The sequence below is a fragment of the Micromonospora sp. CPCC 205554 genome (assembly GCF_036902745.1).
In the GTDB taxonomy this organism is placed as follows: domain Bacteria; phylum Actinomycetota; class Actinomycetes; order Mycobacteriales; family Micromonosporaceae; genus Micromonospora; species Micromonospora tulbaghiae.
Genome location: NZ_JBAKHP010000007.1, coordinates 22153 through 48601 on the forward strand (window position 1 = coordinate 22153; position 26449 = coordinate 48601).

The 26449-nt window shown below is 72.8% G+C and carries 27 protein-coding genes and 3 tRNA genes; 11 read left to right on the forward strand and 19 right to left on the reverse strand.

Annotation, left to right across the window (positions count from 1 at the left end; genetic code table 11):
• The first annotated feature begins 12 nt into the window (after positions 1-12).
• Positions 13-690: an excalibur calcium-binding domain-containing protein gene (locus V6U82_RS11895; protein WP_334460932.1), complete on the forward strand. Its 678-nt coding sequence runs from the start codon at positions 13-15 to the stop codon at positions 688-690.
• 40 nt (positions 691-730) lie between these two features.
• On the opposite strand, the gene V6U82_RS11900 is transcribed toward V6U82_RS11895, so the two are convergent.
• Complete coding sequence (locus V6U82_RS11900) at positions 731-1105, reverse strand: winged helix-turn-helix transcriptional regulator (protein WP_128136607.1); 375 nt, start codon at positions 1103-1105, stop codon at positions 731-733.
• A gap of 78 nt (positions 1106-1183) precedes the next feature.
• Here V6U82_RS11900 and V6U82_RS11905 point away from each other — a divergent pair, with 78 nt between their 5' ends.
• Entirely contained in the window at positions 1184-1594 is a 411-nt protein-coding gene (locus tag V6U82_RS11905) for a RidA family protein (RefSeq protein ID WP_128136608.1), read from the forward strand.
• 569 nt (positions 1595-2163) lie between these two features.
• Here the strand turns inward: V6U82_RS11905 and V6U82_RS11910 are convergent.
• From V6U82_RS11910 to V6U82_RS11920, 3 genes are all read right to left on the reverse strand, one after another.
• Positions 2164-3198, reverse strand: a complete 1035-nt coding sequence (locus V6U82_RS11910; protein WP_334460933.1) for a polysaccharide deacetylase family protein — start codon at positions 3196-3198, stop codon at positions 2164-2166.
• Between the two features lie 330 nt (positions 3199-3528).
• A tRNA-Arg gene (locus V6U82_RS11915) sits at positions 3529-3601 on the reverse strand.
• Positions 3602-3637: 36 nt separating this feature from the next.
• Positions 3638-3728: transfer RNA gene (locus tag V6U82_RS11920), tRNA-Ser, on the reverse strand.
• 623 nt (positions 3729-4351) lie between these two features.
• On the opposite strand from V6U82_RS11920, the gene V6U82_RS11925 reads away from it, so the two are divergent.
• Positions 4352-5599, forward strand: coding sequence for a hypothetical protein (locus V6U82_RS11925; RefSeq protein WP_334460934.1), 1248 nt, complete (start codon positions 4352-4354; stop codon positions 5597-5599).
• Positions 5600-5659: 60 nt separating this feature from the next.
• Here V6U82_RS11925 and V6U82_RS11930 read toward each other — a convergent pair whose 3' ends face one another.
• A complete protein-coding gene (locus V6U82_RS11930; RefSeq protein ID WP_334460935.1) occupies positions 5660-6433 on the reverse strand; it encodes a CPBP family intramembrane glutamic endopeptidase in 774 nt (257 codons plus the stop codon).
• 122 nt (positions 6434-6555) lie between these two features.
• Here V6U82_RS11930 and V6U82_RS11935 point away from each other — a divergent pair, with 122 nt between their 5' ends.
• The gene (locus V6U82_RS11935; RefSeq protein WP_334460936.1) at positions 6556-7677 is read left to right on the forward strand and encodes a globin domain-containing protein; all 1122 of its coding nucleotides are present in this window, start codon (positions 6556-6558) and stop codon (positions 7675-7677) included.
• A 68-nt stretch (positions 7678-7745) separates the two neighbouring features.
• On the opposite strand, the gene V6U82_RS11940 is transcribed toward V6U82_RS11935, so the two are convergent.
• Positions 7746-9278: a peptide deformylase gene (locus V6U82_RS11940; RefSeq protein WP_128137110.1), complete on the reverse strand. Its 1533-nt coding sequence runs from the start codon at positions 9276-9278 to the stop codon at positions 7746-7748.
• 322 nt (positions 9279-9600) lie between these two features.
• On the opposite strand from V6U82_RS11940, the gene V6U82_RS11945 reads away from it, so the two are divergent.
• Positions 9601-10383 carry a hypothetical protein gene (locus tag V6U82_RS11945; RefSeq protein WP_334461076.1) on the forward strand — a complete coding sequence of 261 codons (783 nt, stop codon included), beginning with the start codon at positions 9601-9603 and terminating at the stop codon, positions 10381-10383.
• A gap of 4 nt (positions 10384-10387) precedes the next feature.
• Here V6U82_RS11945 and V6U82_RS11950 read toward each other — a convergent pair whose 3' ends face one another.
• The gene (locus V6U82_RS11950) at positions 10388-12166 is read right to left on the reverse strand and encodes a hypothetical protein (protein WP_334460937.1); all 1779 of its coding nucleotides are present in this window, start codon (positions 12164-12166) and stop codon (positions 10388-10390) included.
• Between the two features lie 208 nt (positions 12167-12374).
• Here V6U82_RS11950 and V6U82_RS11955 point away from each other — a divergent pair, with 208 nt between their 5' ends.
• Positions 12375-13085, forward strand: a complete 711-nt coding sequence (locus tag V6U82_RS11955; protein ID WP_128137108.1) for a class I SAM-dependent methyltransferase — start codon at positions 12375-12377, stop codon at positions 13083-13085.
• A 32-nt stretch (positions 13086-13117) separates the two neighbouring features.
• On the opposite strand, the gene V6U82_RS11960 is transcribed toward V6U82_RS11955, so the two are convergent.
• From V6U82_RS11960 to V6U82_RS11970, 3 genes are all read right to left on the reverse strand, one after another.
• A complete protein-coding gene (locus V6U82_RS11960) occupies positions 13118-13651 on the reverse strand; it encodes a YbhB/YbcL family Raf kinase inhibitor-like protein (RefSeq protein ID WP_128137107.1) in 534 nt (177 codons plus the stop codon).
• Between the two features lie 40 nt (positions 13652-13691).
• The gene (locus V6U82_RS11965) at positions 13692-14381 is read right to left on the reverse strand and encodes a DNA alkylation repair protein (protein ID WP_128137106.1); all 690 of its coding nucleotides are present in this window, start codon (positions 14379-14381) and stop codon (positions 13692-13694) included.
• Positions 14382-14570: 189 nt separating this feature from the next.
• A tRNA-Ser gene (locus V6U82_RS11970) sits at positions 14571-14660 on the reverse strand.
• Between the two features lie 258 nt (positions 14661-14918).
• Here V6U82_RS11970 and V6U82_RS11975 point away from each other — a divergent pair.
• A complete protein-coding gene (locus V6U82_RS11975) occupies positions 14919-15893 on the forward strand; it encodes an NAD(P)H-quinone oxidoreductase (RefSeq protein WP_334460938.1) in 975 nt (324 codons plus the stop codon).
• A gap of 3 nt (positions 15894-15896) precedes the next feature.
• Here the strand turns inward: V6U82_RS11975 and soxR are convergent, their stop codons facing one another.
• Positions 15897-16349, reverse strand: coding sequence for a redox-sensitive transcriptional activator SoxR (gene soxR, locus V6U82_RS11980; RefSeq protein ID WP_120572617.1), 453 nt, complete (start codon positions 16347-16349; stop codon positions 15897-15899).
• A 46-nt stretch (positions 16350-16395) separates the two neighbouring features.
• On the opposite strand from soxR, the gene V6U82_RS11985 reads away from it, so the two are divergent.
• Together V6U82_RS11985 and V6U82_RS11990 are read left to right on the forward strand one after the other, a co-directional pair.
• Positions 16396-17079 (forward strand): transketolase, encoded by a 684-nt coding sequence (locus V6U82_RS11985; protein WP_128137104.1) that lies wholly within the window; start codon positions 16396-16398, stop codon positions 17077-17079.
• Positions 17080-17093: 14 nt separating this feature from the next.
• Positions 17094-17969 (forward strand): transketolase family protein, encoded by an 876-nt coding sequence (locus tag V6U82_RS11990; RefSeq protein WP_181726567.1) that lies wholly within the window; start codon positions 17094-17096, stop codon positions 17967-17969.
• Between the two features lie 69 nt (positions 17970-18038).
• On the opposite strand, the gene V6U82_RS11995 is transcribed toward V6U82_RS11990, so the two are convergent.
• From V6U82_RS11995 to V6U82_RS12020, 6 genes are all read right to left on the reverse strand, one after another.
• Positions 18039-18749: a glycosyltransferase family 2 protein gene (locus V6U82_RS11995; RefSeq protein WP_128137102.1), complete on the reverse strand. Its 711-nt coding sequence runs from the start codon at positions 18747-18749 to the stop codon at positions 18039-18041.
• Between the two features lie 79 nt (positions 18750-18828).
• The gene (locus V6U82_RS12000) at positions 18829-19410 is read right to left on the reverse strand and encodes a hypothetical protein (protein WP_334460939.1); all 582 of its coding nucleotides are present in this window, start codon (positions 19408-19410) and stop codon (positions 18829-18831) included.
• A 58-nt stretch (positions 19411-19468) separates the two neighbouring features.
• Positions 19469-20935 (reverse strand): sensor histidine kinase, encoded by a 1467-nt coding sequence (locus tag V6U82_RS12005; protein ID WP_334460940.1) that lies wholly within the window; start codon positions 20933-20935, stop codon positions 19469-19471.
• Complete coding sequence (locus V6U82_RS12010; RefSeq protein ID WP_334460941.1) at positions 20928-21611, reverse strand: response regulator transcription factor; 684 nt, start codon at positions 21609-21611, stop codon at positions 20928-20930. Before V6U82_RS12010 ends, V6U82_RS12005 begins: the two co-directional genes overlap by 8 nt.
• Positions 21612-21679: 68 nt before the next feature.
• Complete coding sequence (locus tag V6U82_RS12015; protein WP_128136437.1) at positions 21680-22192, reverse strand: hypothetical protein; 513 nt, start codon at positions 22190-22192, stop codon at positions 21680-21682.
• Between the two features lie 108 nt (positions 22193-22300).
• Positions 22301-23473, reverse strand: coding sequence for a thiolase family protein (locus tag V6U82_RS12020; RefSeq protein ID WP_334460942.1), 1173 nt, complete (start codon positions 23471-23473; stop codon positions 22301-22303).
• 99 nt (positions 23474-23572) lie between these two features.
• Between V6U82_RS12020 and V6U82_RS12025 the strand changes: the two genes are divergently transcribed.
• Positions 23573-24004 carry a PH domain-containing protein gene (locus V6U82_RS12025; protein WP_334460943.1) on the forward strand — a complete coding sequence of 144 codons (432 nt, stop codon included), beginning with the start codon at positions 23573-23575 and terminating at the stop codon, positions 24002-24004.
• Positions 24005-24015: 11 nt separating this feature from the next.
• Here the strand turns inward: V6U82_RS12025 and V6U82_RS12030 are convergent, their stop codons facing one another.
• The gene (locus tag V6U82_RS12030; protein WP_181726503.1) at positions 24016-24957 is read right to left on the reverse strand and encodes a rhomboid family intramembrane serine protease; all 942 of its coding nucleotides are present in this window, start codon (positions 24955-24957) and stop codon (positions 24016-24018) included.
• Between the two features lie 25 nt (positions 24958-24982).
• Entirely contained in the window at positions 24983-25513 is a 531-nt protein-coding gene (locus tag V6U82_RS12035) for a peptidylprolyl isomerase (protein WP_013289260.1), read from the reverse strand.
• Positions 25514-25597: 84 nt separating this feature from the next.
• On the opposite strand from V6U82_RS12035, the gene V6U82_RS12040 reads away from it, so the two are divergent.
• Positions 25598-26437, forward strand: coding sequence for a hypothetical protein (locus tag V6U82_RS12040; protein ID WP_128136436.1), 840 nt, complete (start codon positions 25598-25600; stop codon positions 26435-26437).
• Positions 26438-26449 lie beyond the last annotated feature (12 nt).

Here is a 26449-nt window from a genome sequence, read left to right on the forward strand (position 1 = left end):
ACACTGCCCGCTGTGACCGAACTCCCTCCCCAGAATCCGCGGCGCGAACAGGCGCTGCTGCCCGATGAAGCCGGCATCCCGTTCGCGCGACCGACACGACTGTGGTGGAGCCGCCGGTCGGCTGCGATCAAGGCGTTCCTCGGCCTCGCCTGCTGCGGCGCGCTGCTGGGCATGACCGGGTGCTCCGCTTCCGAGCCGAGCGGATCGCCCGAGAGGGCGGCGGCCCAGGAGGTGCCGACCGTGGCGGTGCCCACCACCACGGCCCCCGCACCCGAGGCCGGCACGGTGTCGCCGGAGCCGTCGCCGTCACCCACCACGGCCGCACCGACCACCGCGAAGCCCGCGTCGAAGCCGAGCCCGCGCAGGACCACGAAACCCGCCGTCTACTACAAGAACTGCGATGCCGTACGCGCAGCCGGCAAGGCACCGCTGCTGCGCGGCCAGCCGGGGTACCGGACCGGACTGGATCGCGACCTCGACGGCGAGGCATGTGAGCCGGGTGGCGGCAACGGCAGCACCGGCGGTGGCAGCACGGGCGGTGGCGGGAACTCGGGCGGCAGCGGCAACGACCCGCGCTTCAGCACCTGCAAGGAGGCCAACGCCAACGGGTACGGCCCGTACCGGCAGGGCAAGGATCCCGAGTACTACTGGTACATCGACCGGGACAACGACGGCACGGTCTGCGAGTGACACCTGGCACCGGGGCGGACCGTACGGTGCCGCCCCGGTGTCACTCCATCTCGTCGAATGCCCGACGGGCCTGCTCGATCCGCACCATGTGCGCGTCGGCCCATTCGAGCAGGACGTCGATCGGCGCACGCAGGGTCTTGCCCAGCGGGGTGATCCGATACTCGACCGCGACCGGGCGCGTCGCCACGACGTGCCGTTCCACGATGCCGTTGCGTTCGAGTCGCCGCAGGGTCGCCGTCAGGGACTTCTGCGTCACCGCCGGGATCGCGCGGCGCAGCTCGTTGAAGCGGCACGGACGCTCGCACAGCTCGTTCAGGACGCTCAGCGACCACTTGTCCAGCACCTGATCGAGCAGCTCGCGGTGCGGTGCGTCGATGCGCAGCTCGGCAGCACCGGGGGTGGCGGTATCGCCCATGAAACCAGGTCTCCTTGAAGTGTCCTCCGTCAACTAGGTATCAATGGTAAACCTATGTTTTCCTGCGGAGGAGAAACGATGCCTGTCACCCGGTTCAGCCCTGAGGGTCTTCAGCCGAACACGCCGTACCACCACGTGGCGGTGGGCACGGGCACCCGTCACATCCACGTCAGCGGCCAGGTCGCGCGACTGGGCGACGGCTCACCTGTCGCACCCGGGGACCTGGCCGGGCAGGTCGCGCAGGTGCTGCGCAACACCGGCCGGGCTCTCGCCGGTGCCGATGCCTCGTTCGAGGACGTGGTCCGGCTGACCTTCTACGTCACGGACTGGACGCCCGACAAGATCGGGCCGTTCATGGCCGGTGTCGAGTCGGTCGTCGAGGAACTCGGCCTGCCCTGGCCGCTTCCGCCGGCCTCACTGATCGGGGTCGACCACCTGTTCGAGCCCGACGTGCTGGTGGAACTGGAGGCGACCGCGATCACGCAGTGAACGCCTTCCCGCTCGACGCACATCACATCGTCGTCATTCGCGCATCCATGGAACGACTCCTGCCCCGGGGTAGATCCACCACCACAGGAGGTACGCGGGTGGCCAGTAGGTCACAGCGGCGACGGCGAGATACCAGGGACGCCATCCGTCGAGCAAGGCGCCACAGCCGTGGGCAGCGGCCCAGCCGTGCACGGCCCAGCTCCACAGCGCATAGCCGGCAAGGAGCGCGAAGGACCAACCAATCCGTGCTGAATTCCCGGGTCTCCGCCCGCGCCGGCGGTCCGGTGCCTCTCGCGCACGCCACGCCACGCGTACATCATGATTCTGCTTTGCAAGGGCATCGGATCCGCACGGGGCCGGTCGGCCGACCTGATGGGGAGTCGAGGCCACGATCCGGCGGAATGACCCGTGACCAGAAGGCTGCGGAAACCCGGTCGAGCAGAAAGGGAATCGAGATCAGCCTCGGCCGGGTGCCCCTACGGTCCAGGGTCAGCTGGAGCTCACCGTAGGGGCACCCGGTCGACCACGCCCGCCTGAGCCGTTTCGGTGGCCTGGGCGGGCCACCGGGATCAGCCCGCGGTGCAGGAACGGACCTGGGCCCTGGCGCCGCTGTTGCCGTTCATCATCGTGGTGAAGCCGAAGGTGTTGCCGCTGCCGTTGGACCGCATCGTCATCACGTAACCGGTGCTGTCCCAACTGGGGGAGCCGTTCCAGGTGGTGACGATCCGCTGCGGCGCGGTCACCGCCACGACCACGGTCCAGTTGCTGGCCCCCTGGACCGTCACCGAGGTGTTGTACCGGTCACCCCAGACGTTGGGGGTCGTCGCCGTCGCCGTGCACCCGCCGGTGGGAGGTGGAGTGGTCGGCGTGCCGGTCGGCGGCGGAGTGCCGTCCGGGGCCACCGCTCGGCCGGTGCTCGGTGAGATCATGCCCGGACAGAGGTTGCGGCTGCTCAGGTTGGCCATGATCTGGGGAATCGCGTCGCGGGTGTTCTGGATGCCGTCGTGCATCAGGATCACCTGGCCGGCCTGGAGGCGGCTGGCGTTGGAGACGATCTGGCTGACGCTGGCGCCGTTCCAGTCCTGGGAGTCGACGTCCCAGATCACCTGGCGCAGGCCGAGCGACGCGGCGACCGACTGGAGGGTCGAGTTGGTCTCCCCGTAGGGCGGGCGGAACAACTGCGGCCGGACGCCGGTCGCCGACTGGATCGCCGAGTTGGTCTGGGAGAGGTCCGACTGCATCTGACTCTGGCTCATCGAGGTCATGTGCGCGTGGTTCCAACTGTGGTTGGCCACCCACATGCCCGCGTCGACCTGGGCCCGCGCGGCGGACTGGTTGCTCTGCACGTTCTGCCCGACGTTGAACATGGTCGCCCGTACGCCGTTCGCGCGCAGCACGGACAGCAGTGCGCTGGTGCTGCCGGTCGGCCCGTCATCGAAGGTGAGGCCGACGTACCCGTTGCAGGTGGCGGCGCTGGACGGAGTGGCGGCGACCGCGAGGCCGGCGGCACTCAGCACCACTGTGGAGGCGAGCACGGCCAACCGGGTGAGACGCGATGTTCGGGGGACGGACGGACGGCGGGAGCCGCCGATGCTGGCGTACATGCGCAGGTCCTCCTTGGGACGGGTGACACCTGACGACGCATGGATTCAATCGACCGAGATTGATGTCGACGCGTTCGGAGTATTGCAGCGGCGTTTCGAACACGTCAACGATTTTCCGGAAGTTTTCCGGAAAGGAACGACTGGTCGCCCGCGACCGCCCCCGGCTGACACGCGTTCGACGGTGTCGACGCCGCCCCCGCACCTTGGGGCCGGCTGAGCACGGCGGGCGCGTTCACCAGCCGACACGTAGACGCACCGGTCAGCGCCAACTCGCAGAAACGATCAGGGCCGTGACCCGCGTTTCCGCTGGTCACGGCCCTGATCGTGAAGTGCGCCCGAAGGGACTCGAACCCCTAACCTTCTGATCCGTAGTCAGATGCTCTATCCGTTGAGCTACGGGCGCCTGGTGCTCGGCCAGTCTACACAACCGGCTTTCGCGCGGAGACTCCGGGATTCGAACCCGGGAGGGGCTTTAAGACCCCAACCGCATTAGCAGTGCGGCGCCATAGACCAGACTAGGCGAAGTCTCCCTGGTGACCCCGAGGTCACCGCGCCCGAGGATACAGGCCCGCACCCGCCCGGGGCAAAGCGGATACCCGGACCGGCCCTCGCCACCGCGTTTCCGTCGTGTGCCAGCTCACGTCCACGGCTACGCTCCATCGATATGCAGGAGCAGCCGCCGAGCGATCCGCCCCGTCGCGAGCCCGCAGCCAAGGCCCGGCGGAGCCGCTCCCCACGACCGACGTTCAACCCACCGACGCCGGATCCCGCCGCGGAGAACGCGACGAGCGACACCCCGGCCCCCCGGCGTCCGCGCCGGTCGGCGCCCACTGTCGTCTTCCAGCCGCCGACGCCGGCCGACGCCGCAGCGCCGCCCCCGCGCCCGCGTCCGGCCGGCGATCCCTCGGCAACCGATCCCGGTACGCGGCCCGCAGAGCAAGCCACCCCTGCCTCTTCCACAACCGCTCCGGGTACGTCTGCCGCAGAGCAGAAGGCGGCGGAACCTGCCACGCCCGGCACCCGTGCGGAAGCGCGGGGGACGGTTGAGCCGCCGCCGGCACCAGGGGAGCCCGCTACGGGAGCCGGAGAACGCGACCCCGCAGCGGCGGCACGTCGGACAGGAGGCGGGGAGGCCGCATCGACGGCGGATGAGGTGTCCGCCACAGCGGAGCGGCGGCGGCCGGCTGGAGGTCCGTCGGTCACCGAGCCGCCGACCGCTTCGGACGCGCCATCGACCGGGGCGGAGACGCCGAAGCGGACGCGCCGCGCATCTGCGGCGAAGAAGGCCACCCCGGTCGCGAAGAAGGCCGCCCCGGCGGTCAAGAAGACCGCTCGGAAGGCATCCTCCCCCAAGCCGGAGGCATCGTCCCGCGAGCCGGAGGCGCCGGTCGAACCCACGTTCACCGCGTCGGAGCCGCCACCCGCCGAGCGGGAGCCCGACGGCACCCAGCCGGTCGCGGCGGAGGAACCGGCCACCGCACCTCGACCCGGCCGGACCCGTCGGTTCGTCAAGGCCGCGCCTGCGGCGGAGAAGGTGAGCCCGGCGAAGCGTGCGAAGCGCGCGGCACCGGCCGCCGGCGCGCCGGCCTCCCAGACCACCACCGTGTCGGCGACCGAGCCCGCCGCCCCGGAGCCTGCCGCTTCCGAGTCCGAACCCACGGCCGCCGACCAGGCGCCCCAGGCAGAGCCGGCCGGCGCCGAGCGAACCCCCGAGGCAGAGCCGGCCGTCGCCGAGCGAACCCCCGGACGACCCGGCATCGCGCGTACCCCGGTGGAGGGCTGGCGGGCGGTGGGGCCGCAGCTGCGCGACCACCCCGGGTTCGCGCCGGAGCTGCTGGCCCTGGCGGCGGTGGACGCGCTCGGGCCGCGCGCCCGGGACTGGGTGGAGCAGGTCCGGCGGGCCTACCCGGAGGCGGACGCCGACGGGGTGGCCCGGCTGGCGACGCGGCGGTTCGTGCGGATGGCCGGTACGGGTGGGGCGCTGGCTGCGGGTGCCGGGCTGTTCGCGCCGGTCGCGGAGCTGGCGGCGGTGCTGTGGACGCAGGCGAACCTGGTGCTGCATCTGGCGGCGGCGTACGGGCGGGATCCGGCGCATCCGGATCGGGCGGCCGAACTGCTGGTGCTCACGTTGGTGCACCCGGACGACGGCACCGCGCGGGCGGCGCTGGCGGCGGCCCGGGCGGCCGACGGTCCGGCGGACGGGCCGTGGGGGCGGGTGGCGGAGGCGGCCTGGCGGCTGGCCACGCCGGTGGCGGCGCAGGCGGGCGGCTGGCTCGGGCTGCGGTTGGCCGCCCGGCTGCTGCCGGGGGCGGCGGCGCTGGCGGCCGCGACGGGCGGTACGGCGACGGCGGAGCGGGTGGCCGCGCGGGCGGTCGCCCGGTACCGGCCACGCCGCGCCTGACCCGCACCGGCACCGAGCCCACCGCGCCCGACCGGCGCACCACGGCGAGGAGGCGACGACCTAGAGCCAGTCGAACCAGGACTTCGGCAGCATCGCGTAGCCGACGAACGCGAAGATGTCGAGCAGCGTGTGCGCCACGATCAGCGGGGCGACCCGTCGGGTGCGCAGGTAGAACAGCCCGAAGATCACGCCCATGACGGCGTTGCCGAGGAACGCGCCGAAGCCCTGGTAGAGGTGGTACGAGCCGCGCAGCAGCGCGCTCGTGGCGAGCACCGCGCCGATCCGCCAGTTGAGCTGCCGCAGCCGGATGATCAGGTAGCCGACCACGATCACCTCCTCCAGCACGGCGTTCTGCACGGCGGCGAGGATCAGCACCGGAACGGTCCACCAGAGGTCCGGCAGCGCGGCGGGAACCAGCGTGGCGTTGAGGCCGAGCTGCGCCGCCGCCCAGAACAGCGCCAGCCCGGGCAGGCCGATGAGCGCGGTCAGGCCCGCGCCCCGGGCCAGGTCCGAGCCAGGCCGGCGGAGGTCGACGCCGAGCGTCCGCGCCGGGTCGCCGGGGTCGCGCGCCAGCAGGTGTACGGCGAGCAGCACCGGCAGCAGCGCGAAGACGATGCCGAGCAGCTGGTACGTGAGGTCGAGGTACGGCCGGGCCGACGCGGAGGTGTTCAGGGCGGCTGTCTGCTTGGACAGTCCACCGGTCGCGGTCAGCTTGGCGATCAGTGAGACGAGGGCGTACACGGCCGACTGGCCGAGGGACAGGCCGAGCACGAGCAGCGTCTCGGTGCCCAGCGTCCGGCGGGAGACCGGGCGGGCCAGCTCGTCAACCGTCACCGGACCATGAAAGCACTTCGCCGACCGGGCCGGACGGTCGCACAACCTGTGCGACCGGCGTACACGCTCCGTGGACATTCTATGGGGGCCGATCCGCCCGTACGGAGAAGGAGCGTGCCCCTGTGGAGAACTTCGCGCGGCTGCTGAAGGAGAGCTGGACCCTGGTCGAGGAGCACCGGGAGCGGCTCAGCGGTCACTTTTACGCCCGGTTGTTCCTCCTCGACCCGGAGCTGCGCAAACTCTTCCCGGTGCAGATGAACGGCCAGGGTGACCGCATCCTGGAGGCGATCGTCACCGCCACCCAGACGGTGGGCGACCCGGAGAGCTTCGACGAGTACCTGCGGGCGCTGGGCCGGGACCATCGCAAGTACCACGTGGCGGCCGAGCACTACGCGACGATGGGCGTCGCGCTGCTCGACGCGCTGCGCAGCACCGCCGGGGACGGCTGGAACCTGGAGTACGACCAGGCGTGGCGAGAGGCGTACGCGAGCATCAGCGAGCGGATGCTGGCCGGCGCGGAGGCGGACGAGAACCCGCCGTTCTGGCACGCCGAGGTGCTCACGCACGAGCGGCACGGCCCGGACACGGCGGTGCTGACCGTACGCGCGCTCCAGGATCCGCTGCCCTGGCGGGCCGGGCAGTACGTGAGCGTGGAGGTGCCGCGCTACCACCCGCGGGTGTGGCGGACGTACTCGGTGGCGAACGCCCCTAACGAGGAGAACGTGCTGGAGTTCCACGTCCGCACGCCGCCCGGTGCGGCGGGTTGGGTGTCCGGCGCGCTGGTGCGCCGCACCAAGCCGGGTGACCTGCTGCGGGTGGCCGCGCCGATGGGGTCGATGACGCTGGACCCGGAGTCGACCCGGGACGTGCTCTGCGTGGCCGGCGGTGTCGGCCTGGCGCCGATCAAGGCACTGGTGGAGGAGCTGACCCGGGTCAACCGGACCCGCTGGGTGCACGTCTTCTACGGCGCGCGCCGCCCGGACGAGCTGTACGGGCTGCCGGGCCTGGAGGAGCTGGTGGCGTCCCACCCGTGGTTGTCGGTGACGCCGGCGTGCAGCGAGGACCCGGACTTCGGCGGCGAACTCGGCGACGTCTCCGAGGTGGTCACCCGGTACGGCCCGTGGACCACGCACGACTGCTACGTCTCCGGTTCGGCCGCGATGGTCCGGGCCACGCTGCGGGCGCTCGCCGCCGACGACGTCCCGCCGGACCACATCCGGTACGACACGTTCGGCAACCTCTGAACCTTGCTCCCCCCGAGCCGGGTCGCGTGCCCCCGCCCCCTGGGGCACGCGACCCGGCCCCCCGTTTCTCAGTAGCGCCAGGGGGTGCCGGTCTCGCGGTACTCCTCCACCGGCACGAGCGGCACGCCGGGTGCCATCCGGTCCACGTAGAGCCGCCCCTCCAGGTGGTCGATCTCGTGCGAGACCAGCCGCGCCATCGCGTACTCGTAGGACGTGATGACCCGGCTGCCGTCCCACAGCGCGTGTTCCACGTCGATCCGCAGCGGCCGGGGCACCAGGCCACGGTGGTCGAAGAAGGAGAGGCAGCCCTCGTACTGCTCGTCGGTCTCGGTCGCGGCGTCCACCACCCGGGGGTTGAGCAGCACCACCGGGTCGGCCGCCCGGTCGGCCGGGCGCACGAGCGCGGCCGACCAGCCGATGCCGAGCTGGGGCGCGGCGAGGCCGACGCCCTTGCTGAACGGGTGCAGCTCGTCCAGGCGGACCAGCATCGCGGCGAGCCGGTCGATCACCTCCCGGGCGTGCGGTTCGTCGGCCGGCAGGTCGAACTGGCGGGCCCGCTGCCGCAGCAGGTCGTCGCCGCGCTGCACGATGCCCACGGCCCGCATCCGGTCGCTGGCCCGCACCCGGGCACCACCGTTGGGCGCGCTGTCCGGTTCGGCGTCCGGCTCGGGGCTGCGGAACCGCCACTGCATCCGGTAGCGGGCGTTCAGCGGCGGGTCGTCGGTCCCCCAGTCGAAGACCACCCGGCCGCCGTCCACCGAACGCTGGATCGGGGTACGCAGCGGCCCCTCCTCCGCCGACAGCGAGGTCTCCGCCCCCCACACCTTGGGGTCGAGGTCCGCGGGCAGGTCGAGCCGCACCGCCAGGTGCCGGGTGGGCAGGCGTACGGCCCGCTGGAACCAGGGGCCCCACTTGTCCCGGCCGACGCGGTACGCGTACTCGATGGTGACCCGGTCGCCGGGGTAGAGCGGGAAGCGCCCCTCGTCGTTCTCGAACAGCAGCCAGATCTCCTTGAACGCGTCCCGGTCGTGCTTGGCCCGCCAGTGCATCGGCTCGCGTCCGTTGCCGTCGTCCCGGTACGCGGTGAGTTGCAGCTCGGCGAAGGTGAGCGGGTGTTCCCGGTGGTGCCGGTTGGAGCGGCCCGGGTCGTTGGGGTAGCGGTCGACGGCGACCCGGACCAGGTAGCGCGTGACCGGTTCGGTGCCCGCGTTGTACAGCTCCCGCCGGATCGCGCAGTGGTAGCCGTCACCGGTGTGGGTGAGCGTGGCCACCTCCCGCTCGACCACGAGGCCGGTGCCGGGTGGCAGCCACTGACCGGGGACGGGCGGGTCGCGGTGCGCGGTGCCGGTCCGGCCGTGCCGCAGCTCGTCGTACTCCCGGAAGCGCTGCCAGATCGCGCCGCTGGCCTCCAGGACGGCCTCGGCCCGGCGGGCGAAGTCCTCGGTGGGCCGGTGCCGGCGCCCTTCGACGTGGCTGACGTAGGACGGGTCGAAGCCCATCAGTGTCGCCAGCTGCTTCTTGGACAGCCCTCGGCCGGTCCGGTGCCGGGCGAGTTCCGCCGCGAACGAGTCCGCGGCACGCTCGATCGGTGAGGTCGTCATCAGCTTCCTCGTACGCGGGAAGACCATTTTCACGTTGGGTGGCCGAACGTGTACGGAAACTGCCTCGTATTCGACACTAACCTTGACTTTTCAGCGGCGTACGTCGATCCTTACGCCGTCCGCCGCCGGTTCTCCGGCGGCGTTTTCCGTCTCCCGGGCCGGGTAGTACGCGACGGCGCGCCAGTGACGGGGGCCTCCCCCGCGATGCCGCGGTACCTCTTCCCCTCCCGCCGGGAGGGTGGTTAGGCTAGCCTTAGCTTGGGTCGACGGCAGGCGCCGACCGCATGGCGACAGGACAGGGGACGGCCAGGTGACTGCGGTGATGCCGGGGCGCGACGCCGCCACCCCGCTCGCCCCGGTGACCGCGACCCTGCGCGCCATGTTCGGCACCGACGACCTGCCCGGGCTCGCACCCGGCCTGCTGGTCCGCGACGAGCTGGACCGCTGGTCCCCGGCCACCCGCCTGATCGACGGCACGCTGCTGTCCGAATTCCTGACCGCCGCGGGCCGTCGCTGGGGCGGCACCCCGCACGCCTGCGCCGCGCTGGCGTGGAAGTCCTACAGCTACTGGACCGCGCTCCCAGCGGTGCTCGGCTGGGCGTCGGCCCGCCGGGTGCCGCTGCTCGACCCGGCCGACGTGCTCGTGCACTTCGAGGACCACCACCAGCTCCTCACGCTGGGGCTGCGCGCCTCGACTGCGGTGGCGGTGCTGCCCGGCGACCCGCTGGCGCTGGCCGGCGCCCCGGGAGTGCGGGTGGTCCCGGACGAGACGGCGCTGCTCGGCGCGCTGCGCGCGTCCCTGCTCGACGCCCACTTCGCGCCGCTGATCGGCGCCATCCAGGGCGAGGTCCGGATCGGCACCCGTACGCTGCTCGGCTCGGTGGCCTCCGGCATCGCGCACGGCATCCTGCGCGCCTCGGACGCGCTGCCCGGCCCGTCCACGGCGGCCGTCGGCACGCTGCTCGACGCGCTCGACCTGAGCGACCTGGTCGAGCTGGTGCCCGGCCCGGCCGGCGAGCCGACCGTGCAGCGGCGTACCTGCTGCCTGGCGTTCACGCTGCCCCGGCCCAAGGTGTGCCAGGGCTGCTGCGTCCGCCAGGGCTGACCGCTCAGTCGGCCAGCGGCCGGACGTCCCACAACCACACCCCGCCGGTACGCCTCGGCGTGATCCCGCTCAACTCCGTCATCGCCCGCCGCAGCGCCTCGGCCTGCGGCAGCCGGGGGTCGAGGATCACCGCACCGGCCCGCCAGTAGCGCAGGTCGTCCACGGCGGCCACCCGGTCCTGCGGGGTGATCGGCGGGACCGCGTCGGTACGCCGTACCGTCTCGAAGAACGTGCTGGTGGGACGCGGCGGCGCGGTGAAGAGGGCGATCCGGTCCCCGCCGGGGCGGGTGTCCGGATAGAGGAAGTAGCCGCGGGCCAGCGGCATGTCCAGCCGGGTCTCGGCGGACCAGCGCAGCGGGACGGCGTACGTGGTGTCGGGCAGCGGCAGCGTGACGATGCTCCGCCCGCCGGCGACGTAGGGACGCCAGGCGCCGGAGGTGACGAACGCCGGGGTCGGGTCGAGACGCTTGGCGGGCAGCGGGGTGGGCAGGATCGGCACGAGCGCCATCGCGAGCACGGTGGCGGTGGCGAACCGGATCTGGCCGCGCGCGTCCGGGTGCCGTACGGCGAGCCGCCGCGCCCGGTCGGCGCCGAACGCGAGCAGCACACCGATGATCGGGGTGAGCGCGAGCGACCAGCGGGTGGGCACCACCGAGTGCAGGACCGGCAGGTTCTCCAGCGCGGCCCAGGGGCCGGGGATGCCGGTGTCCCGCCCGTCGTACCGGATCTCCCGGCCGAGCGAGAAGAGGGCGAACACGAGGCCGACCGCCGCCAGCCCGAGCACCACCGCGTTGCGGCGCAGCCACCAGACCAGCGCGACCACCAGGATCACCAGCGGCCAGCCGAAGAACGCGTTCTCCTCGGTGGCGTTCTTGACGAGCGGTTCGCTGCCCCGGGCGTCGCCCGCGACCGACTCCCGCGACCAGGCCACGTACGCGGCGAGGTCGGTGGAGTAGCCCCGGATCAGCGTGGAGAGCCCGCTGTACGCGCCGGGGCCGAAGAACTGGACCCAGAGCGGGTACGCGAGCAGCACGCCGGCGAGCACCGCGGCCACCCCGAGTCCGGCGGCGAACGGGCGCGCCGCCGACCGCAGGGCGGGCCGCCCGAGCGCCAGCGCGAGTACCACCACGCCGAGCCCGATGGCGGTCATCAGCAGGATCTCCAGGTTGAGGAACGCCTGCCAGACGATCACCAGGCCGAGCAGGACGCCGTTGCGCAGCCACCGGCCGGGTTCGGCCAGGCGCAGCGTCCGCCAGATGATCAGCGGCACCACGTACTGGCTGACGATGTTGGGGTGCGAGTTGGCGTGCGAGATCATCGCGGGCGCGAACGCGCAGAAGGCGGCACCCAGCCAGGCCGGACCGCGGGACCTCACGACAACTCGGGAGAGCAGGAAATACCAGGACACGCCGGTGGCGGCGAGCCCGAGAGTGAGGAAAATCAGAAAGGACCAGCGCGGACCTGCCCAGAGCGTTATCGGGGTCAGCGGCAATGAAACGGATAATACGGACGTATTAGCCACGAGATTGACGACATCCGGCACATTCATCCGGTCCGAGGTGAACGGATAGGCGAAATCGGTGACGACCCGCGCACCGTGCGCCATCATCCATTCGAACTGCGCCTGATCGGTACGATTGTCGCGGACCCCATTGCGCGGATCAGCCCACAGCCGGGCGGTCACCCAGAACGCGAGCAGCACGAAGCTGAGCACGGCGAGCGCGTCGATCCGCCCACCCTGCCCCGATTTCGCCGCACTCGCGCCGCTTTCCGGAGTAGTCATGACATTTCAGAGCGTAGTCAGGTTATGACGGGCAGGTGCAATGTTCCGGGGAATCACGTACTATGTGCCGAGTTCGCCGACCGCCGAACAGGCACCCCTCCGGATCACAATTCGGCCCCCCTCCGTCCCCCGATTTCCCCCTCAGCCATCCAGATGGTTGACTCTGACGGTCCAGGCGCGGGTCAGTCATATCGTGAGGAATCGACGCATGGCAGAAATCACTGGGGATCAGCGCGTCCAGTCCGAGGTGCTCGAAGGCCTGGCGACGGCTGTCAACCACCGGCAGTGGTTCGTCGAGCTGGCGGTGCCCTACCTCGGTGACAACCCGATCGAGATCGGCAGCGGCCTGGGCGACTACGCCTCGGCCTGGGCCGCCCACGTACCCCGGATCACCGCCACCGAGGCCGACCCGGACCGGCTGGTCCAGCTCAAGGAGCGGCTGTCCGACCTCCCGGGCGTCGAGGTCCGGCAGATGCTGCTCCCGCACCACGAGCGCGGCGACTACAGCGCGGCCGTCTCCTACAACGTGCTGGAGCACATCGACGACCACGTGGGCGCGCTGCGCAGCATGCGGGACCTGGTCCGCCCCGGCGGCGCCGTGGTCATCATCGTGCCGGCGTTCCAGTTCGCCATGAGCCCCGCCGACATCGCCACCGGCCACGTCCGCCGCTACACGAAGAAGACGCTCGCCGCGGCGATGACCGAGGCGGGCCTCACCGTCGAGCGGATCCACTACGCCAACGCGCTCGGCCTGATCGGCTACTTCATGGCCACCAAGGTCTTCCGGCTGATGCCGAAGGAGGGCCCGATGGTGAAGGTCTACGACACCCTCGTGCTACCGGTCACCAAGGCCGCCGAGCAGCGCGTCCGGCCGCCGTTCGGCCAGTCCGTCTTCGCTGTCGCCCGCGTACCGGCCTGAGGCCGGGGGCCGCGACGGCCCCCGGCCGCCGGTCACTCCTTGATCTGGTACGTCGGGCGGATGACCGCCCGGGCCAGCGTGTGGAACGCCAGGTTGAAGCCGACGAAAGCCGGGCTGGCCCCGGCGGGGATGTCGAGGCGGTCCACGTCCACCGCGTGCACCGCGAACACGTACCGGTGCGGGCGGTCCCCGGCCGGCGGCGCCGCGCCCCCGTAGCCGGTGTCGCCGTAGTCGTTGCGGACGCTGAACGCGCCGTCCAGGTCGGCCTCACGCACGCCGGTGGGCAGCTCGGTGACGGACACCGGCACGTTCACCAGCACCCAGTGCCAGAAGCCGCTGCCGGTCGGGGCGTCCGGGTCGAAGCAGGTGACCACGAAGCTCCTGGTCTCGGCCGGGAAGCCCGACCAGGACAGCTGCGGTGAGACGTTCTCGCCGCCGGTGCTGCCGTGCGCGTACCGCGCGTCCATCGGCTCGCCGTTGTGCACGTCGTCGCTGGTCAGGTCGAACGACGGCACCGTCGGCAGCAGCTCGTACGGGTCCGGCGCGATCGGTCGTTCCAGGGTCATCGAAACGGTCCTTCCGGGTACGCGAATGTCCTGCGCCCCTTCATACCCCGTTGTCCGCGCCGGCGTGCTGCCGCCGCACCATCTCGTTGATCCAGACCGGCGCGTACGGGGACGTGCAGCCCGGTGGCGTCGGATAGTCCTTGAGCACCCCGAGCCGCTCGCCGATCCCGATCGCGCGCTCCCGGTAGGCGGCGTGCTCGATCCCGATCTGCGCCAGGCAGTGGTTCATCGCCCACTGGAGGCGCTCCGGCGCGTCCGCCATCTCCGCCTCGATCACGTCGAGCAGGCCGGCCAGGTCCAGCCCGTCCGGATTCCGCGCCACCCGCTCGGTGGTCAGCGCCCAGCCGGCGCTCGCCACCACCGGATCCGGATCGGCCGACCAGGCCAGGCGCAACGGCTCCGCGTGCGGGCTCTTCTTCACCACGTAGTTGACGAGCCAGTCGTGCACCTTCGGTGTCCGCGCCTCGCGCAGCATGGCGTCCAGCTCGTCCCGCCCGTACGCCTTCGGCCGGCAGATCAGCAGCGCCAGCAACCGGGCCGCGCTGTCCCCGGTCGCCCACAGCTCGCGGGCCAGCTCCTGCTGCGTCTTCAGCCGCTTCGCGATCGCCCGCAGCTTGCCCAGGTTGACCCCGTGGTCGTCGCCGTGCCGCTCGTTGACCGCGCGGATCTTCGGGTCGTCGAGCGCGGCCAGCTCGGCCGTCACCCCGGCCACCGTCGTCGTCTCCGCCACCAGGCCCTCCCGCCCGTCGCCGCACCCCGCAGCCTACGACCGGCCCGAGGCTCCCGCTGTTCCGCCGCCCCGCCGTTCCTCACCCGGCCGCCCTGCCGTGCCGTGCAGGCGCCACATCACGGCATCCCAGATCCGTCGCGCTGGTCGCGATGCCGGGCTGACGCTCGGATCGTGAGGGTGCTCGACTACTGGCGGAGGGTGTGGGATTCGAACCCACGAAGACATCGCTGCCTTACCGGTTTTCAAGACCAGCGCCATCGGCCACTAGGCGAACCCTCCCGGCACGCCCCCGAGGGGTGCGCGACCGGCACCAGTCTGCCACGAACGCCGTACCGGGCAAGCCGCCGTCCCACCCTCGCTGCGAGAACGTGTGCGGCAGGTCCACAGTGGCCAGGGGACTGACCCGGCGGCTGCCCCGGGCGGTGCCACCCCCGGATCGGGCTCCGGCTGGACACTTCCGACCAGACCCCGGAGGAGACGGTGACGGAGATCCCCGCCCGCGCGTGGACCGGCGGGCAGATCGGGTAAGACTGAGTCATGCGCGCGATCACGATCACGGAACCCGGCGGACCCGAGGCGCTCGTCTGGACCCACGTGCCGGACCCGGAGCCCGGTCCCGGCGAGGTGATCGTGGAGGTGCAGGCGAGCGCGGTGAACCGGGCCGACCTGTTGCAGCGGCAGGGGCACTACCCGCCGCCGCCGGGTGCGTCCGCGTACCCCGGTCTGGAGTGTTCGGGGACGGTGCGTGCGCTCGGTCCCGGCGTGACCGGCTGGTCGGTGGGCCAGGAGGTCTGCGCGCTGCTGGCGGGCGGCGGCTACGCCGAGCAGGTCGCGGTGCCGGCCGGGCAGTTGCTGCCGGTGCCGGCCGGGGTGGATCTGGTCGACGCGGCGGCGCTGCCGGAGGTGGCCTGCACGGTCTGGTCGAACGTGGTGGACCTGGCCCGGCTGGCCGAGGGGGACACGCTGCTGGTGCACGGCGGCGGCAGCGGGATCGGCACGTTCGCGATCCAGCTCGGCGTGGCGCTCGGCGCGACAGTGGTGGTGACCGCCCGCTCGGCCAAGCACGAGCGGCTGCGCGAGCTGGGCGCCGCGCACACGATCGACTACCGCGAGCAGGACTTCGTCGACGAGGTACGCCGGGTCACCGACGGCCGGGGCGCGGACGTGATCCTCGACATCATGGGCGCGTCCTACCTGCCCCGGAACGTGGCCGCGCTGGCGACCGGCGGGCGGCTCGTGGTGATCGGCATGCAGGGCGGCCGCAAGGGCGAACTCGACCTGGGGATGCTGCTGGCGAAGCGGGCGGCGGTGCACGCGACCGCGTTGCGTTCCCGCCCGGTGGACGGCAAGGCGGCGATCGTCCGGGGCGTACGCGAGCAGGTGTGGCCCCTGGTGGAGGCGGGCCGGGTCCGGCCGGTGGTGCACGCCCGGGTGGACATGGCCGACGCCGCCGCCGCGCACCGCCTGGTGGAGACCAACGACCACCTGGGCAAGGTGCTGCTGGTCCGGTGAGGGTCAGCCCTGGCCGGGGCGCGGGAGCATGAGGCGCGGGCCGGGGCCCTCGGCGGCGAGCGAGTCCTCCGGGTTGTAGAGCGTGCAGCGCTGCAACGACAGGCAGCCGCAGCCGATGCAGCCGTCCAGGTCGTCGCGGAGCTTGCCGAGCAGCCGGATCCGCTCGTCCAGCCGGTCCCGCCAGGCGCGGGACAGCGCGGCCCAGTCGTCGGGCGTGGGGGTACGCCCCGACGGCAGCGAGTCGAGCGCCTCGCGGATCTCCTCCAGTGAGACACCGACCTGCTGGGAGATCCGGATGAAGGCGACCCGGCGCAGCTCGGTGCGGGCGTAGCGGCGCTGGTTGCCGCCGGTGCGCGCGGCGTGGATCAGGCCGAGCCGCTCGTAGTAGCGCAGCGCCGAGGGGGCGACGCCACTGCGGTCGGCGAGCTGCCCGATGGTCAGTGTTGCTTCGTGCATCACACGGCCTTGAGTTGAAGTTTGCTTCAAGTCCGAGGCTATCGGTATGACGACGACCACCGCCACCGACCTGGGCGCGCTCCTGGACCGGGTGCGCGCCGGCCGCGAGTTCGGCGCCAACGTGTACTCGACGCTCGACGTGCTCCAGGTGCTCTACGACCGGGTGCTCCGGATCACCCCGGCCACCGTGGCCGACCCGGACCGGGACCGCTTCCTGCTCTCCAAGGGCCACGCGGTCGCCGGGTACTACGCGCTGCTCGCCGCCCGCGGCTTCCTGCCGGCCGAGTGGCTGGACGACCAGGGCGGCCCGGCGAGCCGGCTCGGCGACCACCCGGACCGCACGCTGGTGCCGGGCGTGGAGATCGGTTCCGGTTCGCTGGGCCACGGGCTCGGGCTGGGCGTGGGCACCGCGCTGGGGCTGCGGGCCCAGGGCCGCACCGCACCCCGGGTGTACGTGCTGCTCGGCGACGCCGAACTGGACGAGGGCTCCAACCACGAGGCGATCGCGTACGCGGGCGCGACCGGGCTGGGCAACCTCACCGCGATCGTGCTGGACAACCGCTCGGCCACGTACGGCTGGCCGGGCGGCGCGGCGAGCCGGTTCACGGTGAACGGATGGAGCGCCGCCACCGTCGACGGGCGCGACCACGACGCCCTGCACGCCGCCCTCACCGGGCACGACGATCACCGGCCGCACGTCGTCGTCGCGGTCGTCACGGACGGGGAGTGACGATGAGCAGCACCATGCGGGACGCGTTCGTGACCGGCACCGAGGAGGTGCTCGCCGATCCGCGGACGACAGTCGTGCTCGCCGACATCTCCGCCGCCGCGTTCGAGCCGGCCGCCGCCCGGTACCCGGACCGGGTGATCAACGTGGGCATCCGGGAGCAGTTGATGATCGGGGTGGCCGGTGGGCTGGCGCTGACCGGGCAGCGGCCGATCGTGCACAGCTACGCACCGTTCCTGGTCGAGCGGGCGTACGAGCAGATCAAGCTGGACCTCGACCACCAGGACGTCGGCGCGGTGCTCGTCGGCATCGGCGGCTCGTACGACCGGGCGTCGGCGGGACGCACCCACCTCGGGCCGGCGGACGTGGCGCTGCTGGACACACTCCACGGCTGGACCGTGCACGTGCCGGGGCACCCGGACGAGGTCCGGCCGCTGCTGCGCGACGCCGTGTGCGGGCAGGACCCGGCGTACCTGCGGTTGTCCATCCAGGCCAACGCTCAGGCGTACCCGCAGGCGGGTGACCTGCACGTGGTCCGGGACGCCGGGCCGGGCGCGCCGCTGCTGGTGGCGGTCGGCCCGGTGCTGGACGCTGCGGTGGCGGCGACGGCCGACCGGCCGGTCACCGTGGCCTACACCCACCGGCCGCGACCGTTCGACACGGCCGGGCTGCGGGCGCTCGCCGGGACCGAGGTGATCCTGGTCGAGCCGTACCTGGCGGGCACCTCGGCGCGGATGGTGTCGGAGGCGCTGGCCGACCGGCCGCACCGGCTGCTGGCGCTCGGGGTGGGCCGCAAGGACCTGCGCCGCTACGGCAGCGCCGAGGACCACGAACGCTGGCACGGCCTGGACGCCGCCGGGCTGCGCCGCTCGGTCGACGCGTTCCTCACCTGAGCGGCCCGGACACGGCGGAACCCCGCGACCTCGGCTGGTGCCGGAGCGCGGGGTTCCGCCGGTTCGGGCTCAGCGCGCGGCGGCGGGACCGGCCGGGCGGCGGCGGGCACGCTCGCGGGCCAGGATCCAGATCGCCTCGACGCCGTCCTTCCAGGTGATCTTCTTGCCCTCCTCGCGGCCCCGGGCGCGGTAGCTGATCGGCACCTCGTAGGGGCGGATGCGGCGGCGCAGCAGCTTGCCGGTGACCTCGGCCTCCATGCCGAAGCCACGGGAGCGGACCTGCAGCGAGCGGTACAGCTCCAGCGGCATCAGCTTGAAGCAGGTCTCCAGGTCGCCGATGTAGGAGTTGTAGAGGACGTTCGCGGCGAGCGTGACGCCCTTGTTGCCCATCACGTACCAGAAGCTGTACGAGCTGTGGCTGCCGAAGGTCCGGTTGCCGTAGACGACAGTCGCCCGGCCGTCGAGCACCGGCTCCAGCAGGCGCGGGATGTCCTGCGGGTCGTACTCCAGGTCGGCGTCGAGGATGACCATGTACTCACCCTCGGCGCTGTCGACGGCGGTCTTGATGGCCGCGCCCTTACCGGCGTTGCGCTGGTGGGTGATCACCCGCAGGCGGGCGTCGTCCACGCGGCCGAGGATCTCACCGGTGCCGTCCCGGCTGCCGTCGTCCACGACGACGAGCTCGATCTCGCACGGGTAGTCGACCGCCAATGCCTGCTTCAGGGCATCCGCGATTCGTTCTTCCTCGTTGTAGACCGGCATGAGGATCGAGAGCTTCACGGAATCTCCACGGAGGCGATGGCAGGTCGGGGCATAGCGTAGCCTGGCACATTGCTCAGGTCACGACAGCCCGGGCACCCTATTCCTGACGAAGTGGCACCACCACGAGCCGGGCCACGCTCCGGTCGCCGTCCTTCGCGCCGGCCACCCCGACCGTCGTACCGATCTTGATATCGGTCGATCGGATCGTGGTCCGCCGCTCGACCACCCGCAGTTTCTCACCGAACGTCCAGGTCACCGTGAACCCGTCGGTGGACTTCACGGTCATCGACCTGTCGTCGATCGCGGTCACTTCGCCTCGCTGGACCGCCACGGTCTTCGTACCGCCGTCCCTGGTCTTCACCACCGCCTCGCCGTGCAGCGTGTTGCGCCGCAGCAGCACCCGGGCGCGGTGCCGCTTGTGCCCCTCCGTCGCCCGCTCGCCCTTGCCGTCCGGCCCCGCCTGCGGCGTACCGGAGGGTGCCGGCGCGGCGACCGGATCCACGTCCAGTTCCCCGGCGTCGACGCCGAGCGCGGCGAGCGCCTGGCCGTCCACGCCCAGGGCGGCGCTCACCTCGACCCCGTCGTCCGGGCCGGGCCGCGCCGCGCCGCACCCGGCGAGCGCGAGCGCCGCAGCGGCGAGCAGTGCGGTGGCGCCGGTGACGATTCGCTGACGTCTCATCTGTGGTCCTCTCCTCGCGGTGACGATCCGAGCGTTCCGCACCGACACGAGGGGACGGTCAAGCCGATGTTCGAGCCGCGTAAGGATCCGCCGGCACCCGGACGGTGAAGGCGGCCCCGCCCTCCGGAGCGTGCCCGGCGGCGATGTCCCCGCCGAGCCGGCGGACCAGCCCGGCGGCGAGCGCCAGGCCCAGCCCGCTGCCCACCTTGCGCACCCCCCGGTACCGCTCGTGCAGCGCGCCCCGCTCGAACGCCACCCGCAGGTCGTCGTCGGTGAAGCCGGGTCCGCCGTCCCGGACCTCCAGCACCCCGCCGCCCGCCGGGCCGTCGGCCCGGACCGCGAGCACCACCGGCGCCCCCGGCGGTACGACCCGCAGCGCGTTCTCCAGCAGCCCGTCCAGGACCTGCCGGATCCGGCCCGGATCGGTGTACGCCGGCACCGGCACACCCGGCGTCTCCAGCCGGAACGGCACCCCGAGCGCCGCGCACCGGCCGGACCAGGCGCGCTCCGCGTCGGCGGCCAGCCCGGTCAGGTCGACCGGCACCGGTTCCAGCGGGAAGTCGACCGCCTCCAACCGGGCCAGCGTCAGCAGGTCGCGGACCAGCCGGTCCAGGTGTTCGGCCTCGGCGAGCACGGTCCGGCCGGTGGCCAGCACCGCGTCGGCCTCGATCACCCCGTCGGCCAGCGCCTCGGCGTAGCCGCGGATCGCGGTCAGCGGGGTCCGCAACTCGTGCGAGACGGAGAGCAGGAACTCCCGCTGCCGCCCCTCGCTCGTGGCGAGCGCGGCGGCCAGCCCGTTGAGCGCGTGCGCCAGGTCGGCCACCTCGTCGGGCGGCTCGACCGGCACCCGGACCGCCCGGTCCCCGGCGCGCAGCCGGGCGGCGGCGGTCGCGGCGGTACGGATCGGCCGGGCCAGCCTGCGGGCGAGCAGCAGTCCGGCGGCCGCCCCGGCGGCGAGCCCGGCGAGCAGCGGCAGCCAGAGCCCGCGAAGCACCTGCCGCCAGGGCGCGGCGCTCCGGGCCCGGGTCAGCACCACACCGTCCCCGCCGGGCAGCGCCCGCGCCTCGACCAGCCGGCGTTCCCCCTCGACCAGCCGCCGGCCGGAGACGTTCTCGCCGCCGGCCACCCGCGTCACCAGCGGTCCGGGCAGGCCCGGCCGATCGGCCCGCCCGTCCCGGATCACGTAAACCTCGATCTGCTGCCGGCGCAGTTGCCGGATGAGCCGGTCCCCGGCGCCGTCGCGCTGGCGTACCGGCCGCACCCGGAGCACGTCGGCGGCGAGCCGGGCCTGGGCGGCGAGCGCCTCCTGGTCCCGGCGCTCCGCGCCGCGTACCGCCAGGGGCACCGCGACCAGCGCGGTGACGAGCACCGACACCAGCGCCACCGCGCAGGTGGCGAGCACGGCGCGGGCGGTGAGCGTCCGCCCGGGTCGTCGGCCGGGCCGGGCCGGACCGGTGCGCGGGATCGGTACCGTGGGCGGCGTCGGCACTGTGGGCGGCGTCGGCACTGTGGGCTGCTCAGGCATCGGCGGCGTACCCGACGCCACGATGGGTGCGGATCACGCTGTCCGCGCCGAGCTTTGCCCGCACCTGCGCCACGTGCACGTCGACGGTCCGGGTGCCGGCGTGCGCCGCGTACCCCCACACCCCCGCCAGCAACTCCTCTCGCGTGAACACCCGGCCGGGACGCGCCATCAGGTGGGCGAGCAGGTCGAACTCGGTGGAGGTGAGCTGCACCGGCGTACCTCCGGCGGTCACCGTCCGGCGGGCCGGGTCGAGTGTGACGGCGCCGAGCGTGCGGGGCTGCTCGGCGGGCGTTCCGGCGGTGCGGCGCAGCACCGCCCGCAGCCGGGCGAGCAGCTCGCGAGGGCTGAACGGCTTGGTGACGTAGTCGTCGGCGCCCAGTTCCAGGCCGACGACGCGGTCCACCTCGTCGTCGCGGGCGGTGAGGAAGATGACAGGCGTCCAGTCGCCGGCCGCGCGCAGGCGGCGGCAGATCTCGGTGCCGGCCAGGCCGGGCAGCGCGATGTCGAGCACGCAGGCGACCGGGCGCAGGCGCCGCGCGGCGGCCAGCCCGGCCTCGCCGTCACGTTCCAGGTGTACGCCGAACCCGTCCCGGGTCAGGTAGAGCCGGACCAGGTCGGCGATGGCCGGCTCGTCCTCCACCACGAGGACGAGCCCGGGCGGGGCGGCGGTGGTCACCGGCTCATGATGACCGACCGGCGACCGCCGAGCCGGTCAGGAAATGTTCGGATCAGGTAAGGAGGAGGTCAGCGGGCCGGGGCGGGCCGCAGCACCGTCGGGCGGACGGCCGCCGCCGACTCGCCGATGGTCGCCACCACCCGCTCGGCCGGCGTACGCAGGCGGGTCCGGAAGGCGTGGTTGAGCAGCGCGTCGAGCTGCCACACCTGCTTCGGGTGGTGGGTACGCAGCACGAAGCGCTCGCGTGCCCCGTCGATCGCGGTGGCCGCCAACTCCACGCTGTGCGCGCGGGGGTCGGGGCTCCACGTCACGTTGCTCAGCTCGCGCAGTTCGGTGTTGAGGTGCAGGCGCAGCCGGTGCAGCACCCGGGTCTGCCGGGTGACCACCAGCCGCCGGTGGGTGAGGAGCATCAGGTAGTCGCCGCCCACCGGGTCGTCCGGGCGGCTGCACCGGGTGACCAGGATGGTCGCGTCGCCGGAGCCGACGCACCGGCGGAACACCGGCATGTGCCGGGTGACGGTCTGGGTCGCCAGGCCGGTCTCGGCGGCGGCCGGGAGGAACGTTCGTGAGAACACGTCCATGCCCGGTCCAACGAGCCAATGACCAGGAGTGATATGGGTCACGCCCGATTTCTGGAACTTCCACACGTGCAAGTCGCACCACCGGTGCGACACCGGGTGGCCGTCGGGTCAGAGCAGCTCGACGATCGTGGCGTTGGCCATTCCGCCGCCCTCGCACATGGTCTGGAGGCCGTAGCGGATGCCGTTGTCCCGCATGTGCTGGAGCATCGTGGTCATGATCCGCGCGCCGGACCCGCCGAGCGGATGACCGAGCGCGATCGCCCCGCCCCGCGGGTTGAGCCGCTCCGGGTCCGCCTCGGTCTCGGCCAGCCACGCCAGCGGCACCGGCGCGAACGCCTCGTTCACCTCGTACACCCCGATCTCCTCGATGCCCAGCCCCGCGCGGCGCAGCGCCTTCGCCGTGGCCGGGATCGGCGCGGTGAGCATGGTGACCGGGTCGTCGGCGGCGACCACCGCGGTGTGCACCCGGGCCAGCGGGCGCAGGCCGTGCCGGCTGGCCCACTCGGCTGTGGTGACCGCGAGCGCGGCGGCGCCGTCGGAGATCTGCGACGCGGACCCGGCGGTGACCACGCCGTCGGCGCGGAACGGGGTGGCCAGCTCGCCGAGCTTGGCCAGCGAGGTGTCGCGGCGGATGCCCTCGTCGGCGGAGAACTTGCCGCCGTCGGCGAGCGCCACCGGCGCCAGCTCGGCCTCGAACGCGCCCGCGTCCTGTGCGGCGGCCGCCTTCTCGTGGCTGGCCAGCGCGAACTCGTCGAGCTGAGTACGCGAGAAGCGCCACCGCTGCGCGATCAGCTCGGCCCCGACGCCCTGGTTGAACGGCAGTGGCGAATCCTCCGCGACGCCCTCGACGCCGCGGTAGCGCTCCAGGATCGCCGTGCTGAACGGCATGCCACCGGCGACGCTGGAACCCATCGGCACCCGGGTCATCGACTCGACGCCACCGGCCACGACCAGGTCGGCCTGGCCGGAGAGGACCGTCGCGGCGGCGAAGTGCAGCGCCTGCTGGCTCGACCCGCACTGGCGGTCGAGCGTGGTGCCCGGGACCGACTCCGGCCAGCCGGCCGCGAGCACGGCGTTGCGGGCCACGTTCCAGGACTGCTCGCCGACCTGCGACACGCAGCCCCACACCACGTCGTCGACCTGGCCCGGGTCGATGCCGGTGCGCTCGGCGAGCGCGCGCAGCACGTGCGCCGAGAGGTCGACCGGGTGCACTCCGGCGAGGCTGCCCTTGCGCCGCCCGACCGGGGTCCGTACCGCGCCGACGATGACCGCGTCACTCATGTCTACTCCCCGGTAACCTCGCTTGCCCCGATCCTACGTGCTGACCGGACCGGTCGTCCTCCCCCGGCGTGCGGCAGTCGCGGCTGGCATGCTGGGCGGATGGATCCACAGTCGCCGCCGGTCCGGCAGTGGCGGGTGCCGCGGGAGGTGCCGGTGATCAAGGCGCTCGGCGCGCTCGCGCTCGTCGCCCTGGGTCTGGTCTTCGCCGCCGGTGATCCGGTCCGTCCGGCGCTCGCCGGGCTGGCCGCCGCCGGTCTGCTCGGCTGGGCGCTGCGCGACGTGGTCGCACCGGTCCGCCTCGCCGTCGACCCGGACGGGCTCACCGTGCTGCGCGGGTTCGCCGGGCGGCGCCGGCTGCCGTGGGACGCGGTGGAGGCGATCCGCCTGGATCGGCGCAGCCGGCGCGGGATCACCGCCGAGACGCTGGAGATCGACGCCGGGGAGTCGCTGCACCTGTTCGGCCGTCGCGACCTGGACGCACCGCTGGACGAGGTGGCCGCGGCGCTGACCGAGGCCCGCCCCGCGCGCTGAGACCGCTCGGCTCAGCCGAGCAGGGCGGCGGTCCGGACGAGCGTCAGGCCGATCAGCGCGACCAGCACGATCGCGCAGCCCGCCACCTGGAACACGGTCCGCCGCGACCGTGGGGCGTACGCCAGGACCAGCGCCACCAGGGCGCCGGCGACCAGCCCGCCGAGGTGCCCGGCCACCGAGATGCTCGGCACGGTGAACGTGAAGATCAGGTTGATCACCAGGATCGGCACGATCGCCGAGGTGTCCCGGCCGAGCCGCCGCATGATCACGAAGACGGCGGCGAACAGGCCGAAGACGGCGGTGGAGGCGCCGGCCGTGAACCGGTTCGGCTCGGTGAAGACGTACGCGGCGACGTTGCCGCCCAGCCCGGCGAGCAGATAGAGCGCCAGGAAGCGCAGCGGCCCGAGCACCGCCTCCAGCGTCCGGCCGAGCACCCAGAGCGCCCACATGTTCAGCAGCAGGTGCAGCACGCCGTAGTGCAGGAACATGGCGGTGACCAGCCGGTACCACTCGCCGTCGGCCACCCCGCCGACGTGCCCGTCGGGGAAGCGCGCCAGGCCGAGCACCGCTCCCCACTCGGTGAGCGGCGTGCCGTTGCCCATCAGGCCGCCCAGGCCGCCGCCGGCCACGGCGGTCCCGCTGCGGGCCGAGAGGATGGACAGCAGCATCATCACCACGTTCAGCGCGATCAGCGCCTTGGTGACGTTGCCCTGGCGGCCGGCGGCACCGCCACCGAAGGCGGTACGCGCCGGCCGCACGCTGCGGCGGCCCTCGGCGACGCACTCCGGGCACTGGTGGCCGACGGAGGCGTCCCGCATGCACTCGGTGCAGATCGGCCGGTCGCACCGGGTGCACCGGATGTACGTCTCCCGGCCGGGGTGCCGGTAGCAGACCGGAGTGGTCGGCACCGGACCCCCGGTGGCGTCGCCTGGCTGGCCGGAGCGCTCAGTCATGCGAGCAAAGGTACCCGCGTGCCGCTCAGGACTGCTTGTGCTCGATCTCGACCCGCTCGATCACCACGTCCTGGATCGGCCGGTCGCTCGGGCCGGTCGGGGTGTTGGCGATCGAGTCGACCACCTTCGCGGACTGCTCGTCGGCCACCTGACCGAAGATGGTGTGCCGGTTGTTCAGGTGTGGCGTGGGCGACACCGTGATGAAGAACTGCGAGCCGTTGGTGCCCGGCCCGGCGTTCGCCATCGCCAGCAGGTACGGCCGGTCGAAGCGCAGCTCGGGGTGGAACTCGTCGGCGAACTTGTAGCCCGGGCCACCGCGGCCGGTGCCGGTCGGGTCGCCCATCTGAATCATGAAACCGCTGATCACGCGGTGCGAGACGGTGCCGTCGTAGTACGGCCCGCTGCCCGGCTGACCGGTACGCGGGTCGATGTACTCCCGGGTGCCCTCGGCCAGCTCCACGAAGTTGCGGACGGTCTTCGGCGCGTGGTTCGGGAAGAGCTCCAGCCGGATCGGGCCGGCGTTGGTGTGCAAGGTGGCGTAGACAGCCTCGGCCACGGGTACTCCTCACTCGTAGTTCAGTTCCTTGCGGATCCTCCCATGTGCCCGATCTGGCCATGCGGAGGCATTCGAAGGTGGAGGATGACGAAGGAACAACTCCCAGGAGGTGGGACCGTGTTTGGAATCGGGCGGCGAAAGACCCAGGGCCAGCTCGCCAAGGTCGAGCTGAACCAGGGCATCGGTCACCTGAGGCAGGCCGCGACGCACGCGGCGAAGGGTGCCGGCGCCACTGTCGGCCCGCGGGTCCAGGCAGCCCGGGTCGCCGTCGCGCCGACCGCGGTCCTGGTCCGGGACCGGGCCTCCAGCGGGTTCGCGTCGACCGCCGCGGCGCTCGCGCCGGTGCTGCTGGCCGTGCGCAACGCCCGGGTCGAGGCCGCCGGCAAGGCGTCGAGCGGCCGCAAGGTGATGGCCGCGAAGCAGTCCGCGATGACGAAGAAGGCGAAGAACATGAAGGCCGGAAAGAAGAAGCAGCGCAGGTCGCGGGGCATGACCGCGGGCCTGCTGGTGGCCGGCACCGTCGCCGGCCTGGCCGGTGCGATGGCCGTGCGCCGCCGCCGCGAGCAGCAGGAGTGGGCCGAGTACGACCCGACCGGCACGCTCGGCGCGACGGACACGCTCGGCGCGACGGGTCGGGACAAGCTGGAGCCGATGCGGGAGGACGTGGACACGATCGTGGTGGAGACCCCGGACGCGAGCGCGAAGGTGACGCAGGCCGGCCCGACCGGCGCCGGTTCCTCGGCGGTGGCCAAGGGCAGCAGCGCGTCGACCGCCACCTCCGGCAGCCAGCCGGTGATCCACCCGAACGACCAGGTCCCCTCCGTCGCCGAGGGCGCCCGGGACGTCTCCGGCCGCCCGGCCGACGACATCACCAAGGCCGTGCAGGCCGGCAAGAACGCCGCGAAGGCCGGCGGTCGCCGCTGACCTCGTACCGTC